The sequence below is a fragment of the Plantactinospora solaniradicis genome, from assembly GCF_042658085.1.
GTDB lineage: Bacteria > Actinomycetota > Actinomycetes > Mycobacteriales > Micromonosporaceae > Plantactinospora > Plantactinospora solaniradicis.
Genome location: NZ_JBHSPR010000085.1, coordinates 278,405 through 295,247 on the forward strand (window position 1 = coordinate 278,405; position 16,843 = coordinate 295,247).

The window sequence follows — 16,843 nt, forward strand, 5'->3', positions numbered from 1 at the left end:
CAGGGGAGAGACGCACCAAGATGCCGAAGATGAAGAGCCACACCGGGATGGGCAAGCGGGTCAAGGTGACCGGCAAGGGCAAGATCGTTGCCCAGCAGGCCGGACTTCGCCACAACCTGGAGAAGAAGTCCAGCACCCGGACCCGCCGGCTCAGCGGCACCGTCGAGGTGGCCAAGGCCGATTTCAAGCGAATCAAGAAGTTGCTGGCCCGCTGACGCGCGCCTCTTGACCCGAAGGAGTAGTTGAGATGGCACGCGTCAAGCGGGCTGTGAACGCCCAGAAGAAGCGCCGTACGCTGCTGGAAACCGCCAGTGGCTACCGCGGCCAGCGGTCCCGGCTCTACCGCAAGGCCAAGGAGCAGGTGCTGCACTCGATGCAGTACGCCTACCGGGACCGGCGGGACCGCAAGGGCGACTTCCGGCAGCTGTGGATCACCCGGATCAACGCGGGTGCCCGCGCCAACGGGATGACCTACAACCGGCTCATCCAGGGCTTGAAGCTGGCCGGGGTCGAGGTCGACCGCAAGATCCTGGCCGACCTCGCGGTGAACGACGCGACGGCCTTCGCGGCCATCGTCGAGGTCGCCCGTGCCGCCGTGGCGGCCGAGGGCACCGGTGGCGCGTCGGCCCAGGCCGCCTGACCCCGCGACATCCGATCGAGGCGTCCCGCATGCCGGTCAACCCGCAGGTGGGACGCCTCGACCATGTCCGCACACCGGAGCAGCCACTGTTCACCCCACGTACCCCGAGGGTCGTCGCGGCCCGCCGGCTGCACCGACGCCGGGACCGGGACATCACCGGCCGGTTCCTCGCCGAGGGACCGCAGGCCGTCCGGGAGGCGCTGGCCCGGTCCGGCGTGGTCGCCGAACTCTTCGGCACCCCGGCCGCCCTTGACCGGTACGCCGACCTGGTCACCGCCGCCACCGACGGCGGAGTGCCGGTCTCCGCACTCACCGACGACGCCCTCGCCGCGCTGACCGAGACGGTCGCCCCGCAGGGAATCGTCGCCGTCTGCCACCGGCTCGACGTGCCGATCGACGCCGCACTGGACCGGGCTCCCCGGCTGGTCGCCGTGCTGGCCGAGATCCGGGACCCGGGCAACGCGGGCACGGTGCTGCGGACCGCCGATGCCGCCGGGGCCGGCGCGGTCGTCTTCGCCGGGGACGCCGTCGACCCGTACAACGGCAAGTGCGTGCGCTCCTCCGCCGGCAGCCTGTTCCACCTGGACCTGGTCCGGGCCGCCGAGCCGGCCGGGGTGGTGGCGCGACTGCGGGCCGCCGGACTCACCGTGCTGGCCGCCTCCGGGTACGGCGAAACCGACCTGGACGAGTTGACCGACGCGGGTGGCCTGGCCCGGCCGACCGCCTGGCTGTTCGGCTCGGAGGCGCACGGGCTGCCGCCGGAGCTGGCCGAGGCCGCCGACGCCCGGGTCCGGGTGCCGCTGCACGGCCGCGCCGAGAGCCTTAACCTGGCTGCCGCCGCGGCAGTCTGCCTGTACGCTTCGGCCAGAGCCCTGCGAGCCGGGCCCGGCGTTTCCACTGCGGAACGCGCATGATGGCAGGGGAAGCAGTTACCGATCGGGGAGATGTCGACCTGATGACCGAGTCCGGTGGGTCGGACGTGCGGAACGCACGACGCCACTCGTTTAGCCAGCCCGCCGTCGTCGGCGGGCGGCAGGGCTGACTCGTCCTCCCTGCGTACCTCCGACCGGCGGGCTGCGGCACAGCCGCCCGTCCGTAGACTCTGGTGGCCGCCCGTGAGGGCCGCCCACTGACCTGTCCGCGGCGTCGCCGGTGCCTCCGGTGCACACCGACCGCGTACGCCGGGTCGCCGCATCGCGCGCGAGCGATCCGACCCGTGCGTCCGGCGTGGTGGCGGAGGGCATCCCACGCGGCGCAGCGGGACATTCGACGCGGAGGCAGCGGGACACCCGCCCGCGACGCAGAGGGAGTAGCTGCACGTCATGACGTATCGCAACGACCCGTACGACCCGAAGCAGGTCGCCCTGCTCGATCCGGGCGCGCTGGCGTCGGCGGTGGCCGACGCGGCGACCGCGTTCGAGGCCACGACCGATCCCGACGCGCTCGCCGAACTGCGCCGCCAGCACCTCGGCGACCGCGCGCCGGTCTCGCTGGCCCGCCGGGAGATCGGCGCCCTGCCGCCGGCCGCCAAGTCCGACGCCGGCAAGCGGGTCAACGAGGCCCGCCGGTCGATCGAGTCCGCCTACGCCGAACGGCTCGCCGTCGTGCAGGCGGCGCAGGCCGAGCGGATGCTCGCCGAGGAGCGGGTGGACGTCACCCTGCCCTACGACCGTCGGCCGCGCGGCGCCCGGCACCCGATCAGCACCCTCTCGGAGCGGATCGAGGACCTCTTCGTCGGGATGGGGTACGAGATCGCCGAGGGCCCCGAGATGGAGTTGGAGTGGACCAACTTCGACGCGTTGAACATTCCGCCGGATCATCCGGCCCGGGGCACCATGGACACCTTCTACGTGGACATCCCCGGGCTGGTGCTGCGGACCCACACCTCGCCGGTGCAGGCCCGGACCATGCTGGCCCGCAAGCCACCGATCTACATCGTCTGCCCCGGCCGGGTATACCGGACCGACGAGCTGGACGCCACGCACAGCCCGGTCTTCCACCAGTTGGAGGGCCTGGTGGTGGACGAGGGGATCACCATGGCGCACCTGCGGGGCACCCTGGACCACCTGGCCAAGGCGATGTTCGGGGCCGAGGCGCGTACCCGGTGGCGTCCGCACTACTTCCCGTTCACCGAACCGTCGGGCGAGTTCGACGTCTGGTTCGCCCAGCACCGCGACGGACCCCGCTGGGTCGAGTGGGGTGGCTGCGGCATGGTCAACCCCAGGGTGCTGCGGGCCTGCGGGATCGACCCGGACGTCTACTCCGGATTCGCCTTCGGGATGGGCATCGAGCGCACGCTGATGTTCCGGCACGGAATCAGCGACATGCGGGACATGGCCGAGGGCGACGTGCGGTTCACCCGCGCGTTCGGGGTCGAGGTGTGAGCGGGATGTCAAACGACGCAACGGATGCGGTGGTCTGAGTCATGCGAATTCCTGTTTCCTGGCTGCGTGAGCACGTCGAGCTGCCCGCCGACCTGAGCCCGGAGGACCTCGACCGGGCCCTGGTCGGCCTCGGCATCGAGGTCGAGTCCGTCGTGGACCTGCGGAGCACCGTCACCGGCTCGCTGGTGGTCGGCGAGGTCCTCGAGATCGAGGAACTGACCGGGTTCAAGAAGCCGATCCGGTTCTGCCGGGTCGACGTCGGCGCCGCGAACGGCACCGGCGAGCCGCAGGAGATCGTCTGCGGGGCCACCAACTTCGCCCCCGGCGACCGGGTGGTGGTGATCCTGCCCGGCGGCGTACTGCCCGGCGGGTTCGCCATCGGGGCCCGGAAGACGTACGGGCGCAACTCCAACGGCATGATCTGCTCGGTCCGCGAACTGGGGATCGGCGACGACCACGAGGGCATCCTGGTGCTGCCCGAGGACGTACCGGCCAAGCCCGGTGACGACGCGCGGCCGGTGGTCGGGCTCGACGACGTGGTCGTCGAGGTGGAGATCACTCCGGACCGTGGCTACGAGATGTCCGTACGGGGGCTGGCCCGGGAGCTGTCGCACGCCTTCGAGGTGCCGTTCCACGACCCGGCCCTGGCACCCGCGACCGGGGCGACGGCCGAGCCGACGTACCCGGTCCGGGTCGTCGACACCGTCGGCTGCGACCGGTTCGCGGCCCGGGTGGTGCGCGGCATCGACCCGCTCGCCGAGTCGCCACAGTGGATGCGGCAGCGGCTGACCGTCGCCGGCATCCGGAGCATCTCGCTCGCGGTCGACATCACCAACTACCTGATGCTGGAACTCGGCCAGCCGATGCACGCCTTCGACCTCGACGCGCTCCGCGGCGAGCTGGTGGTCCGCCGGGCGGTGCCGGGGGAGCGGCTGACCACGCTGGACGGGGTGGACCGCGCGCTCGACCCGGAGGACATGGTGATCTGCGACGCCGGATTGCCCGCGCCGACGGCCGGTGCCGGGTCGGCAACGGGTGGCGGGTCGGCGTCGACGGCCGGTGCCGACGGAGTGCCGATCTCGCTGGCGGCGGTGATGGGTGGCGAGACCAGCGAGGTCGTCGCCAGCACCACCAACGTGCTCTTCGAGGCGGCGCACTGGGACCCGGTGGTGGTCGGGCGGACGGCCCGTCGGCACCGGCTGTTCAGCGAGGCCGCCAAGCGCTGGGAGCGGGGCGTCGATCCGGCGCTTCCGCTGGTCGCCCTCGAACGGGCGGTGGCGCTGCTGACCACGTACGGCGGTGGCACCGTCGGCGCCGAGGTGCTGGACATCGACCACGTCACGCCGCCGACCCGGATCGTCATCGACGCGGACCTGCCCGCCCGGCGGGCCGGTGTGCCGTACGAGCCGGGCCGGACGGTCGCCCTGCTGGAGCGAATCGGCTGCGCGGTGGCGGTCGGCGACGCGCGTACCGCCGCCAGCCCCACCCAGGTCGGCGGCCGGCACGCGAGCGGACCGGACACCCTGGTGGTCACCCCGCCGAGTTGGCGGCCGGACCTCACCGATCCGGCGGACCTGGTCGAGGAGGTCGTCCGGCTGGACGGCTACGACCGGGTTCCGTCGGTGCTGCCGGTCGCGCCCGCCGGGCGGGGGCTGACCGAGGATCAGCGGCGGCGGCGGTCGGTGAGCCGGGCGCTGGCCGAGAACGGCTACGTGGAGGTGCTGTCCCCGCCCTTCGTGTCGCCGGACCTCTTCGACCGACTCGGCCTGCCGGCCGAGGACCCGCGTCGGAACGCCGTTCGGCTGACCAACCCGTTGTCGGACACCGAACCGCTGATGCGGACCACGCTGCTCGGCAGCCTGCTCGGCACGCTGCGCCGCAACATCGGCCGGGGGCACCGCGACGTCGCCCTGTACGAGATCGGCCTGGTGTTCGAGCCGCGTCCCCGGACCGGACCGCCGCCCGCGATGGGCGTCGAGCACCGGCCGAGCGACGAGGAGTTCCGGGCCGCCGACGCGGTACTGCCGCACCAGCCGTGGCGGGTCGCCGTGATGCTCGCCGGTGAGGTGGAACCGGCCGGCTGGTGGGGCGAGGGGCGGCCGGCGGGTTGGGCGGACGCGGTGGAGGCGGGCCGGATCGTGCTGGCCGCCGCCGGGATACCGGACGACCGGACCGTGGTTCGGCAGACCCAGCGGGCGCCCTGGCACCCGGGCCGGTGCGCGGAGTTCCTCGTCGACGACGTGTCGATCGGGTACGCCGGTGAGCTGCACCCGGCGGCGTTGGCCGCCCTGGAACTGCCGCCCCGGACCAGCGCCCTGGAACTCGACCTGGATGCGCTGCCGTCCGCCCCGGTGGCGCCGGCACCCCGGATCCCGGGCTACCCGCCCGCGCTGATCGACGTGGCGCTGGTGGTGGACGCCGAGGTGCCCGCCGACGAGGTGCGCCGGGCCCTGGCCGAGGGCGCCGGTGACCTGCTGGAGTCGATCCGGCTGTTCGACGTCTACGCGTCGGCGCAGGTGGGCGAGGGGCGCAAGTCGCTGGCGTACAAGTTGGTCTTCCGGGCTCCGGACCGGACCCTGACCGGTGACGAGGCGGTGGCGGCCCGGGACGCGGCGGTGGCCGAGGCGGCCCGTCGGTTCGGCGCGGTACTGCGCGGCGCCTGAGCCGCGGGGCGTCTTCCGGATCGATGCCGGAGGATCTGCCTAGGCTACGACCCTCGGAGTTCCGTCCGCTGGCGCTCGTAACGGCGCCACCGGACGGGCTACGCTCGGTTGGCTCGTCCCCGGGATGGGGCCGGCGGATCGGGAGACCAGGTGGAGAGCCGCGCGACGGTGCTCATCGACCTCGGCACCGAGCGCGGCCTGCCGGACGTCGAAACGCCACCTTCGTCCGAGTCCCGCCGGATCTCGGCGCGCTGGTCGGCAGGGCTGCTGGTGGTCCTGCTGGTGCTGTTCGGGGTAACCGCCGCGGATCCACCGCACGGCGGGCTGCGGCCGGGCGGCAACCTCGCCGTACCGGCCGGCAGCACGTTCTTCGTCGCGGGCGACGTCCTGCTGGTCTCGGCGGGGCCGGCGGGGCGGCCGAACAGCCTCACCGCGTACGACCTGCCGAGCGGGACCCGGCGCTGGACGGTGTCGGCCGCCACGGCCAGCCGGCACCACGCCGAGCTGGTCGGTGACGCCATCCTGATCGGTGAACTCGACTCGGTGGGCCGGCGTACGGTGACCACCGCCCGCTCCGCCCGTACCGGAGAGGTGTGGTGGAGCCGGCCGGGGCGGGTGCTGCGGGTGCCGGGAAGTTCCCTCGGGCTGGGGGTCTCGGAGGTGCGCAGCGTCTCCGGCGCGGGACGCCGGTTGGAGGGTGACGTCGAGGCGGTGGACCTCGGCACCGGAATCGTCCGGTGGCGGTTGCCGCTGTCGTCGACCGCCGTCGTGCAGCCGGTGCCCGGTGATCCGGCCCGGGTGCTGATCCTGCACGACAACGTCACGGCCGAGCTGCGGGACCTCGGGACGGGCGACCTGGTCAGCAGCGGCCGACTGCCGCCGGCGGACTACGCGCAGAGCAACCCACGGGTGATCGCCGACCGGCTGGTGCTTCGGCACCCGGCCGGGCGGGGCTTCTCCGTCACCGGGTACGACCTGCCGGGCCTGACCCAACGGTGGACCCATCCGGGCGGTGAGCCCGGCGAGGCGGTCCGGGACTGTCAGGGCCTGGCCTGTCTGGACGGCGAGACTCGGGTGATGGCCCTGGACCCGGCCAGCGGGACCGAGCGCTGGACCCGGGCGCGTCCGCCCGGATGGCACTCCATCGTCTGGTCCCCGGACATCCTGCTGAGGCCGGACGCGTACCGGGGCCAGTCGCTGCTGGCCGTGGCCGAGGGTTCGGCGCTGCGGATTCTCGGCGCCCTGCCGGCCGGGGTGGTGGACTGCCGGGCCGGTCCGGCCAGCCTGGTCTGCCGGACGGCCCCGGACCGGCTCGGCGTGTGGCGTCTTTCGGCCTGATCGGGCGTTTCCGGCCGCGGTCCGTTGCGCGATCGGGCTCCTCCTAGTGGACCGGTGACGTCGTACGGGCGGGCGCGACGACGCTTGATCATTCAGTCGGCCGCATAGACTTGCAGCATTCCGGGGACCGCTGCTACTCTCCTCTGCATAGAAATGCGGAGGTTGGCATGGGAATTCGAGTGGCGGTCGCCGGAGCGAGCGGCTACGCGGGCGGTGAACTGCTCCGGCTGATCGGCGGGCACCCCGAGTTCGACCTCGTCGCGGCGACCGCACACAGCCAGGCGGGTCTGCCGGTCGCGGCCGTACATCCGCAGCTCGTCGGCCTCGACCTGGTGCTCGGCCGGACCGACCCGGCGGTGCTGGCCGACGCGGACCTGGTCTTCCTGGCCCTGCCGCACGGCGAGTCGGCGGCCCTGGCCGCGACCCTGCCGGACGGGGTCCGGGTGGTGGACCTGGGTGCGGACCACCGGCTGACCGACGCCGCCGCCTGGGGCCGCTACTACGGCGGAGACCACGCCGGCGCCTGGACCTACGGCCTGCCGGAGCTGCCCGGCCAGCGGGCGATGATCGCTGGTGCGACCCGGGTCGCCGCCACCGGCTGTTACGCGGTGGCCACCACACTCGCCCTGGCCCCGCTGATCGCGGCCGGAGCCGCCGAGCCCGACGACGTCGTGGTGGTCGCCGCCTCCGGCACCTCCGGAGCCGGCCGGTCGGCCAAGCCGCACCTGCTCGGCAGCGAGGTGATGGGGGACCTGTCGCCGTACAAGGTCGGCGCCCACCAGCACGTGCCGGAGATCAAGCAGGCCACCGGGGCGACCGGGCTGTCGTTCACGCCGGTGCTGGCCCCCATGCCCCGGGGCATCCTGGCCACCGTCACCGCGCTGCCCGTCGACGGCGTTCCGGCCGACCCGCGATCGGTGCTGACCGATGCGTACGCGGACGCGCCGTTCGTGCACGTCCTGCCGGAGGGCGCCTGGCCGCACACCGCCGCCACGCTCGGCAGCAACTCCTGCCACCTCCAGGCGACGGTCGACGTCGACTCGGGCCGGCTGATCGTGGTCAGCGCCATCGACAACCTGGGTAAGGGCGCCGCCGGCCAGGCGGTGCAGTGCGCGAACCTGATGCTCGGCCTGCCGGAGACCACCGGACTGTCCGGGTACGGAGTCGCACCGTGAACGAGGGAGCGTCGAGATGAGTGTCACCGCGCCCAGGGGTTTCCGGGCGTCCGGGGTCGCCGCCGGGCTCAAGTCCAGTGGCGCCCGGGACGTGGCGCTGGTCGTCAACGACGGGCCGGACGCCGCCGCGGCGGGGGTCTTCACCGCGAACCGGGTCAAGGCCGCGCCCGTGCTCTGGAGCCAGCAGGTACTCCGGGGCGGTCTGGTCCGCGCCGTGGTGCTCAACTCGGGCGGCGCGAACGCGTGCACCGGTGCCCCCGGCTTCCAGGACACCCACGCCACGGCCGAGCACGCCGCGTCGGCACTCTCCGGTTCCGCCGTCGCGGCGGCGCCGGACGCCGGCGGTACGCAGGCCCGGTTCCCGTCGATCGGCGCCGGTGAGGTGGCGATCTGCTCCACCGGCCTGATCGGCGAGCGGTTGCCGATGGACCGGCTGCTGCCCGGCGTGGACGCGGCGGTGGCCGGGCTGGCCGCCGACGGTGGCCCGGCGGCGGCCGAGGCGATCATGACCACCGACACCAGGCCGAAGACGACCGTGGTCGCCGGGACCGGCTGGACGGTCGGTGGGATGGCCAAGGGTTCCGGCATGCTCGCGCCCGCGCTCGCCACCATGCTCAGCGTGGTCACCACCGACGCGATCGCCGGACCGGCCGTACTCGACGAGGCGCTCCGGGCGGCCTGCCGGGTCAGCTTCGACCGGGTCGACTCGGACGGCTGCCTCTCCACCAACGACACCGTGCTGCTGCTGGCAAGCGGGGCGTCCGGGATCGCACCGACCCAGGCCGAACTGACCGCCGCCGTCACGCAGGCGTGCCGGGACCTGGCCCGGCAACTGATCGCGGACGCGGAGGGGGCCACCAAGGAGGTCGCCATCGAGGTGGTCGGGGCCGCCGACGAGGACGACGCGGTTCTGGTGGGCCGCGCGGTGGCCCGGAACAACCTGGTCAAGACCGCGCTGTTCGGCAACGACCCGAACTGGGGCCGGATCCTCGCCGCGGTCGGCACCACGAGCGCGGCCTTCGATCCGGACCGGATCGACGTGGCGGTCAACGGGATCTGGGTCTGCCGGTCCGGTGCGGCGGCCGAGGACCGGTCCAAGGTGGACCTCACGGGCCGCGAGGTGACCATCCGGATCGACCTGCACTCCGGCCCGGACGAGGCCACCATCTGGACCAACGACCTGTCGCACGCCTACGTGCACGAGAACTCGGCGTACTCCACATGATGCTGACCCGCGACCTGACCGAGGCGCAGCGGAAGGCGGCCACCCTCATCGAGGCGCTGCCGTGGCTGGCCCGTTTCTCCGGCTCCACCGTCGTGGTGAAGTACGGCGGCAACGCGATGATCGATCCGGAACTGCAACGGGCCTTCGCCGCCGACATGGTGTTCCTGCGCTACGCCGGGCTCAAGCCGGTCGTCGTGCACGGCGGCGGGCCGCAGATCTCGGCGATGCTGCGCCGGCTCGGCATCGCCAGCGAGTTCAAGGGCGGGCTGCGGGTGACCACGCCCGAGGCGATGGACGTGGTCCGGATGGTGCTGGTCGGGCAGGTCGGCCGGGAACTCGTCGGCCTGATCAACGAACACGGCCCGTACGCGGTGGGGCTCTCCGGCGAGGACGCCCGGCTGTTCACCGCGGTACGCCGGCCCGCGTACGTGGACGGCGAGGCCGTGGACATCGGGCAGGTCGGTGACGTGGATCAGGTGAACGCGTCCGCGGTCGCCGACCTGATCTCCGCCGGCCGGATTCCGGTGATCTCCACCGTGGCGCCGGACGTCGACGGCGTGCTGCACAACCTCAACGCCGACACCGCCGCCGCCGCGCTGGCCATCGCGCTGCGGGCCCGCAAGCTCGTGGTGCTCACCGACGTACCCGGTCTCTACGCGGACTGGCCGGACACCGAGAGCCTGGTCTCCGAGGTCAGCACCGAACAGCTCGCCGCACTGCTGCCCAGCCTGGAGTCCGGGATGGTGCCGAAGATGGAGGCGTGCCTGCGCGCGGTGCGCGGCGGCGTGCCGGCGGCACACGTGGTGGACGGACGGGTCGCGCACTCGACCCTGCTGGAAGTTTTCACGTCGGAAGGATTCGGCACGATGGTGGTTCCCGAGCCCGGGGCGGTGACGGCGTGACCACGCTGGTCGACCGCTGGACGCAGTCCATGATGGACAACTACGGCACCCCGCCGCTGGCCCTGGTCCGTGGGTCCGGCGCGGTCGTCGTCGACGAGGCCGGCCGGGAGTACGTCGACCTGGTCGGCGGCATCGCGGTCAACGCGCTCGGGCACGCCCATCCGGCGGTGGTCGAGGCGGTGTCCCGACAGGTCGCCACCCTCGGGCACGTCTCCAACCTGTTCGTCGCCGAGCCGCCGGTGGCGCTGGCCGAGTTGCTGCTGGCCCTGGCCGGGCGACCCGGCCGGGTGTTCTTCGCCAACTCCGGGGCGGAGGTCAACGAGGCCGCCTTCAAGCTGTCCCGGCTCACCGGACGTACCCGGGTGGTGGCCACCGTCGGCGGGTTCCACGGCCGGACCATGGGCGCCCTGGCGCTCACCGGACAGCCGGCCAAGGCCGACCCGTTCCGCCCACTGCCGGGCGAGGTCGACCACGTCCCGTACGGGGACGCCGACGCGCTGGCCGCCGCCGTGACCGACGAGACCGCGATGGTGATCCTGGAACCGATCCAGGGCGAGAACGGGGTGGTCGTACCGCCGCCCGGCTACCTGGCGGCGGCCCGCCAGATCACCGGCGCGCACGGCGCACTGCTGGTGCTGGACGAGGTGCAGACCGGGATCGGCCGGACCGGGCACTGGTTCGCGCACCAGGCCGACGGCATCGAGCCCGACGTGATCACCCTGGCCAAGGGGCTGGGCGGCGGGCTGCCGATCGGCGCCTGCCTGGCCTTCGGCGCGGCGGCCGACCTGCTCGGTCCGGGCGCGCACGGCACCACCTTCGGCGGCAACCCGGTGAGCTGCGCCGCCGCCCTCGCCGTCATCTCGACCATCGCCAACGAGGGCCTGCTCGACCACGTCAAGCGGGTCGGCGAGAGGATCCGGCACGGGGTGGAGGCCCTCGGTCACCCGCTGGTGGCCGAGGTCCGGGGCGCGGGACTGCTGCTCGGCATCGTGCTGCGGGCACCCGGTGCCGCCGCGACCGCCGGTGTGCTCCGGGACGCGGGCTTCCTGACCAACCCGGTGCAGCCGGCCACGATCCGGCTGGCGCCGCCGCTGATCCTGAGCCTCGAGCAGGCCGACGCGTTCCTCGCCGCCCTGCCGGCGGCCCTGGACGCCGCGAACCCCGGTGGGAGTGTGCGCTGATGACCCGGCATTTTCTCCGGGACGACGACCTCAGCCCCGCCGAGCAGTCGGCGGTGCTCGACCTCGCCGCCCGGATGAAGGCCGACCGGTTCGCCCTCCGTCCGCTCGCCGGGCCACGTGCCGTCGCGGTGCTGTTCGACAAGCCGAGCCTGCGTACCCGGCTCTCCTTCGACGTCGGCATCGCCGAACTGGGCGGCCACCCGATCGTGGTGGACACCCAACTGACGCACTTCGGCCGGGGTGAGTCGCTGGTAGACGCCGCCCGGGTGCTGTCGCGCTACGTCTCCGCCATCGTGCTGCGTACCTTCGGCGACGACCGGATGACCGAGCTGGCCGAGGGTGCGGGCGTGCCGGTGGTGAACGGGCTGACCGACGGGTTCCATCCCTGCCAGCTCCTGGCCGACCTGCTGACGATCCGGGAGCACTGCGGCGGCACGGCCGGTCGGTCCCTGGGGTACGTCGGCGACGCGGCCAACAACATGGCGCACTCGTACCTGCTGGCCGGGGCGACCGCCGGAATGCACGTCCGGGTCGCCGGCCCGGCCGGGCACGATCCGTCCCCGGCGGTGGTCGAGCGGGCCGCCGAGATCGCCGCCGGCACCGGCGGCTCGGTCCGGGTCCTGCGGGATCCGGTGGAGGCGGTGGCCGGAGTCGACGTGGTCGCGACCGACACCTGGACCTCGATGGGGCAGGAGGACGACGGCCGGGACCGGCTCACGGCGTTCCAGCCCTACCAGGTCAACAAGACCCTGCTGGCCGGGGCACGACCGGACGCCGTCGTGCTGCACTGCCTGCCCGCCCACCGGGGCGAGGAGATCACCGACGAGGTGCTGGACGGCCCGCAGAGCGTCGTCTTCGACCAGGCGGAGAACCGACTGCACGCCCAGAAGGCGCTCCTCGGCTGGCTGCTCGACCAGCACGCGGCGGAGCCCGGCTCACCGACCGGGGCATCATGACCGAGCGGAGCGAGGGCATCGGTCTGCTCAGGTCGCCACGTCACGGCGACGACGAGCGAAGCGAGGAGACGCCGTGACCGGTCCGTTGACCCGGGCGGCGCGGCACGGTCGGATCGTCGATCTGATCCGGGAACGCGAGATCCGCTCGCAGACCGAACTCGCCGACCTGCTCGCCGAGAGCGGCGTGCAGGTCACCCAGGCCACGCTCTCCCGGGACCTGGACGAGTTGGGTGCGGTCAAGGTGCGCGGCGGGGACGGCCCGGCCGTGTATCTCATTCCGGAGGACGGCATGCGGCCGCTGCGGGACGCCGAGCAGGCGCCGGCCCGGCTGCTCCGGTTGCTTCGTGAACTGCTCAACGGGGTCGACTCCAGCGGCAACATCGCCGTGCTGCGTACCCCACCCGGTGCCGCCCAGTACCTGGCCAGCGCGCTGGACCGGGCGGGGCTGCCGGAGGTCGTCGGCACCATCGCCGGCGACGACACCATTCTCGTCGTGGCCCGCGAGGCCACCGGCGGCGCGGCGCTGGGGGAGAAGCTCTCCTCCTGGGCCGGCCGGGAAGAACTTGCTGAAGGGAGCACCACACCATGACTGAGCGGGTCGTACTGGCGTACTCCGGGGGACTGGACACCTCGGTCGCCATTCCATATCTGGCCGAGCAGACCGGCGCCGAGGTGATCGCGGTGGCGATCGACGTCGGGCAGGGCGGCGAGGACCTGGCCGCGATCCGCCAGCGGGCGCTGGACTGCGGCGCCGCCGAGTCGGAGGTGATCGACGCCCGCGAGGAGTTCGCCGCCGACTACTGCGTACCGGCGATGCGGGCCAACGCGCTCTACATGGACCGCTACCCGCTGGTCTCGGCGCTGTCCCGGCCGCTGATCGTCAAGCACCTGGTCGCGGCGGCGAAGAAGTACGGCGGCACGATCGTGTCGCACGGCTGCACCGGCAAGGGCAACGACCAGGTGCGGTTCGAGGCCGGCCTCGGCGCCCTCGCCCCGGACCTGAAGGTGATCGCGCCGGCCCGGGACTTCGCCTGGACCCGGGACAAGGCGATCGCGTACGCCGAGGAGAAGGGCCTGCCGATCGACGTCACGCACAAGTCGCCGTACTCGATCGACCAGAACCTGTGGGGCCGGGCCGTGGAGACCGGCTTCCTGGAGGACATCTGGAACGCCCCGATCGAGGACGTCTACGCGTACACCGCGAACCCGGCGGAGCCGCGCGACCCGGACCACGTGGTGATCACCTTCGACGCCGGGGTACCGGTGGCGATCGACGGCGAGACCGTCACCCCGTACCAGGCGATCGTGGAACTCAACCGGCGGGCCGGCGCCCAGGGCGTGGGTCGCCTCGACATGGTCGAGGACCGGCTGGTCGGGATCAAGAGCCGCGAGGTGTACGAGGCGCCGGGCGCGATCGCGTTGATCACCGCCCACCAGGAGCTGGAGAACGTGACCGTCGAGCGGGACGTGGCCCGGTTCAAGAAGGGCGTCGACCAGCGCTGGGGTGAGCTGGTCTACGACGGGCTCTGGTTCTCGCCGCTGCGGGGCGCGCTGGACGCGTTCATCGACGACACCCAGCGGCACGTCTCCGGTGAGGTCCGGCTCGCCCTGCACGGCGGCCGTGCCGTGGTCACCGGTCGGCGCTCCGAGGCCAGTCTCTACGACTTCGGCCTGGCCACCTACGACACCGGGGACACCTTCGACCAGTCGCTGGCCAAGGGCTTCGTGCAGTTGTGGGGCCTGCCGAGCAAGCTCGCGTCGGCTCGGGACGCCCGGTTGGGCGGCTCCGACAAGTGACCTTCAGAATGGTCGGCGTGGACGACAAGGGCTTGACCGAGAACAGCGCCGGCACCAACCGTACGAGTCTGTGGGGCGGCCGGTTCGCCGGCGGTCCGGCGGAGGCGTTGGCCCGGTTGTCGGTCAGCGTCCAGTTCGACTGGCGGCTCGCCCCGTACGACCTGGCCGGCTCCCGGGCGCACGCCCGGGTGCTGGCCTCCGCCGGCCTGCTCGACCCGGACGAGCTGGGCCGGATGCTGGCCGCCCTGGACGACCTGGAGGCGGCGGTGCTGACCGGCACCTTCCGCCCCACCGTCGAGGACGAGGACGTGCACACCGCGCTGGAGCGTGGCCTGCTGGAACGCCTCGGTACGCTCGGCGGCAAGCTGCGGGCGGGCCGGTCCCGCAACGACCAGGTCGCCACCGACCTGCGGCTCTACCTGCGTGATCATGCCCGGGGGCTGGCCGCCCGGATCGTCGGGCTGGCCGACGCGCTGGTCGAGCAGGCGGCCCGGAACATCGAGACGCCGGCTCCGGGAATGACCCACGTGCAGCACGCCCAGCCGGTCTCCTTCGGGCACTGGCTGCTGGCGCACGTCCAACCGCTGCTGCGGGACCTGGAGCGGCTGCGCGACTGGGACCACCGGGCCGCGGTCAGCCCGCTCGGCGCGGGGGCGCTCGCCGGCTCCGGCCTGCCGCTGGACCCGGTGGCGGTCTCCAAGGAGCTCGGCTTCCGGACGTCGTTCGCGAACTCGATGGACGCGGTCGGCGACCGTGACTTCGTGGCCGAGTTCCTCTTCGTCACCGCGCTGCTCGGGGTGCACCTGTCCCGGCTCGGCGAGGAGGTGGTGATGTGGACCTCGCAGGAGTTCGGCTGGGTGGAGCTGGACGACTCGTTCGCCACCGGATCGTCGATCATGCCGCAGAAGAAGAACGCGGACATCGCCGAGCTGGCCCGGGGCAAGTCCGGTCGGCTGATCGGCGGGCTGGTCACCGTACTGACCATGCTCAAGGGTCTGCCGCTGGCGTACGACCGGGACATGCAGGAGGACAAGGAACCCGCGTTCGACGCGATGGACACCCTGGACCTGGTGCTCCCGGCGCTGGCCGGGATGATCTCCACGATGACGGTCAGGGTGGACCGGCTCGCCGCGGCCGCGCCGGTGGGCTTCTCGCTGGCCACCGAGGTCGCCGACTGGCTGGTCCGGCGGGGCGTGCCGTTCCGGGAGGCGCACGAGGTGACCGGCCGGCTGGTCGCGCTCTGCGTGGCCCGGGAGTGTGAACTCCACGAGGTCTCCGACGAAGACCTGCGGCTGGTCAGTGAGCATCTCGACCCGAGCGTCCGGAACGTGCTCTCGGTCCGCTCCGCGCTGGCCGCCCGGACCACCCCCGGCTCGACCGGGCCGGGTCCGGTCGCCGACCAGCTCGTCTCCGCCACCGACCAGCTCGACGGCTGGCGGGAGTGGGCGACCGAACAGGTGGTGCCGCGTTGAGCCGGCAGCGGGAGCTGGTCCTCCGGCCGGCGACGGTCGCGGAGATCCCGGCCGTGCTGGAGTTGTGGCGCAGCGCCGCCGAGAACGCCCACCGCCCGACCGACACCGCCGGGGCGGTCGAGGTGCTGCTCGCCCGCGACCCGGACGCGCTGATCTCCGCCTGGTCCGGTCCGGAACTGGTCGGCACGGTCGTCGCGGGATGGGACGGCTGGCGCTGCCACCTCTACCGGCTCGCCGTGGCCCCGGAGCACCGCCGGCAGGGCATCGCCGGGGCCCTGATCGAGGCCGCCGAGGACCGGTGCCGGCGCCTCGGCGGCACCCGGATCGACGCGATGGTGCTCGACGACAACCACACAGCGCATCGGGCCTGGGAGTCCCATGGTTACCGGCGGCAGGCCGAGTGGTCCCGCTGGATCAAACCGATGTCGACGGACTGAGCGTAGGGCGGGGCGACCCCGGGGTACGGCCCGGGCGACCCCGGTTACGCCGGCGATGGCATCATGCCCATCGTGGACATCATTCCCGGAGTAGGCGTCGCGACGGCCAGGATCGGCGAGACCCGGGCGGAGGTCGAGGCCCGGATCGGGTCCCCGGTGCACGGGCCGGGTGGCGCCAAGGCCGTCTACGACACCACCCCTGGACTGGTGATCTCCTACACCCCGGAGGACACCGTCGAACTCGTCGAGATCGCGTACTCCGGGGACGGTGCGGAGGAGGTCTTCTTCGACGGGGTCCAGTTGACCTTCCGGTTCCTCGACGACGTGGTCGCGGACCTGACCGCGAAGGGGTACACCAGCACCCCGTCCGACATCGGGTACGAATTCCACGCCGGGTTCGCGGTCTGGTCGATGGACTCGCGGTCGGCGGTCGACCTCGACCCGGAGGCGGACGAGGACGACGAGCGGTCGGTGTCGGAGGGCGTCTCGGTGGCCCCGTACGCGTACTTCACCGAGGGCTGACGGCGGGGCGCCGGGTTGCACCGGAACCCGGGGCCGTGGCAGGGTACGTCCCGTCAGCGCCGAGAGGAGGTGAGCCCGATGAACACCCATCGTTTCGTCCGGGCGTTCTCCTCGGCCACCCGTACCCGCTGACCTCGGCACGTTCCGCCGA

16 protein-coding genes are annotated in these 16,843 nt (G+C 73.0%); all 16 read left to right on the top strand.

The features are described 5' to 3' along the window. Positions 1-20 precede the first annotated feature (20 nt). Complete coding sequence (gene rpmI / locus ACFP2T_RS45125) at positions 21-215, top strand: 50S ribosomal protein L35 (protein WP_196199630.1); 195 nt, start codon at positions 21-23, stop codon at positions 213-215. A 32-nt stretch (positions 216-247) separates the two neighbouring features. Continuing rightward, on the top strand, positions 248-640 hold the full coding sequence (rplT, locus tag ACFP2T_RS45130) for a 50S ribosomal protein L20 (protein WP_377433423.1): 393 nt from the start codon (positions 248-250) through the stop codon (positions 638-640). A gap of 29 nt (positions 641-669) precedes the next feature. Beyond that, positions 670-1,554 carry a TrmH family RNA methyltransferase gene (locus ACFP2T_RS45135; protein ID WP_377433425.1) on the top strand — a complete coding sequence of 295 codons (885 nt, stop codon included), beginning with the start codon at positions 670-672 and terminating at the stop codon, positions 1,552-1,554. Positions 1,555-1,962: 408 nt separating this feature from the next. After that, positions 1,963-3,024, top strand: a complete 1,062-nt coding sequence (gene pheS / locus ACFP2T_RS45140) for a phenylalanine--tRNA ligase subunit alpha (protein WP_377433428.1) — start codon at positions 1,963-1,965, stop codon at positions 3,022-3,024. 41 nt (positions 3,025-3,065) lie between these two features. Continuing rightward, the gene (locus tag ACFP2T_RS45145) at positions 3,066-5,687 is read left to right on the top strand and encodes a phenylalanine--tRNA ligase subunit beta (RefSeq protein WP_377433429.1); all 2,622 of its coding nucleotides are present in this window, start codon (positions 3,066-3,068) and stop codon (positions 5,685-5,687) included. A 150-nt stretch (positions 5,688-5,837) separates the two neighbouring features. Further along, a complete protein-coding gene (locus ACFP2T_RS45150) occupies positions 5,838-7,025 on the top strand; it encodes an outer membrane protein assembly factor BamB family protein (protein WP_377433432.1) in 1,188 nt (395 codons plus the stop codon). Positions 7,026-7,192: 167 nt separating this feature from the next. Continuing rightward, positions 7,193-8,200, top strand: a complete 1,008-nt coding sequence (gene argC / locus ACFP2T_RS45155; protein ID WP_377433434.1) for an N-acetyl-gamma-glutamyl-phosphate reductase — start codon at positions 7,193-7,195, stop codon at positions 8,198-8,200. A gap of 16 nt (positions 8,201-8,216) precedes the next feature. Continuing rightward, positions 8,217-9,425, top strand: a complete 1,209-nt coding sequence (argJ, locus tag ACFP2T_RS45160; RefSeq protein WP_377433437.1) for a bifunctional glutamate N-acetyltransferase/amino-acid acetyltransferase ArgJ — start codon at positions 8,217-8,219, stop codon at positions 9,423-9,425. Next, complete coding sequence (gene argB, locus ACFP2T_RS45165; RefSeq protein ID WP_377433439.1) at positions 9,422-10,327, top strand: acetylglutamate kinase; 906 nt, start codon at positions 9,422-9,424, stop codon at positions 10,325-10,327. Before argJ ends, argB begins: the two co-directional genes overlap by 4 nt. Next, positions 10,324-11,508 carry an acetylornithine transaminase gene (locus ACFP2T_RS45170; RefSeq protein WP_377433441.1) on the top strand — a complete coding sequence of 395 codons (1,185 nt, stop codon included), beginning with the start codon at positions 10,324-10,326 and terminating at the stop codon, positions 11,506-11,508. Before argB ends, ACFP2T_RS45170 begins: the two co-directional genes overlap by 4 nt. Next, positions 11,508-12,464, top strand: a complete 957-nt coding sequence (gene argF, locus ACFP2T_RS45175; RefSeq protein WP_377433444.1) for an ornithine carbamoyltransferase — start codon at positions 11,508-11,510, stop codon at positions 12,462-12,464. Before ACFP2T_RS45170 ends, argF begins: the two co-directional genes overlap by 1 nt. A 73-nt stretch (positions 12,465-12,537) precedes the next feature. After that, on the top strand, positions 12,538-13,053 hold the full coding sequence (locus ACFP2T_RS45180) for an arginine repressor (RefSeq protein ID WP_377433447.1): 516 nt from the start codon (positions 12,538-12,540) through the stop codon (positions 13,051-13,053). Then, complete coding sequence (locus ACFP2T_RS45185; protein WP_377433448.1) at positions 13,050-14,261, top strand: argininosuccinate synthase; 1,212 nt, start codon at positions 13,050-13,052, stop codon at positions 14,259-14,261. Before ACFP2T_RS45180 ends, ACFP2T_RS45185 begins: the two co-directional genes overlap by 4 nt. Positions 14,262-14,269: 8 nt before the next feature. Then, positions 14,270-15,733 (top strand): argininosuccinate lyase, encoded by a 1,464-nt coding sequence (gene argH / locus ACFP2T_RS45190; RefSeq protein ID WP_377433565.1) that lies wholly within the window; start codon positions 14,270-14,272, stop codon positions 15,731-15,733. Continuing rightward, positions 15,730-16,170, top strand: coding sequence for a GNAT family N-acetyltransferase (locus ACFP2T_RS45195; RefSeq protein WP_377433451.1), 441 nt, complete (start codon positions 15,730-15,732; stop codon positions 16,168-16,170). The genes argH and ACFP2T_RS45195 overlap by 4 nt, the downstream gene beginning before the upstream one ends. A gap of 72 nt (positions 16,171-16,242) precedes the next feature. Further along, complete coding sequence (locus tag ACFP2T_RS45200; RefSeq protein WP_377433453.1) at positions 16,243-16,692, top strand: hypothetical protein; 450 nt, start codon at positions 16,243-16,245, stop codon at positions 16,690-16,692. Positions 16,693-16,843 lie beyond the last annotated feature (151 nt).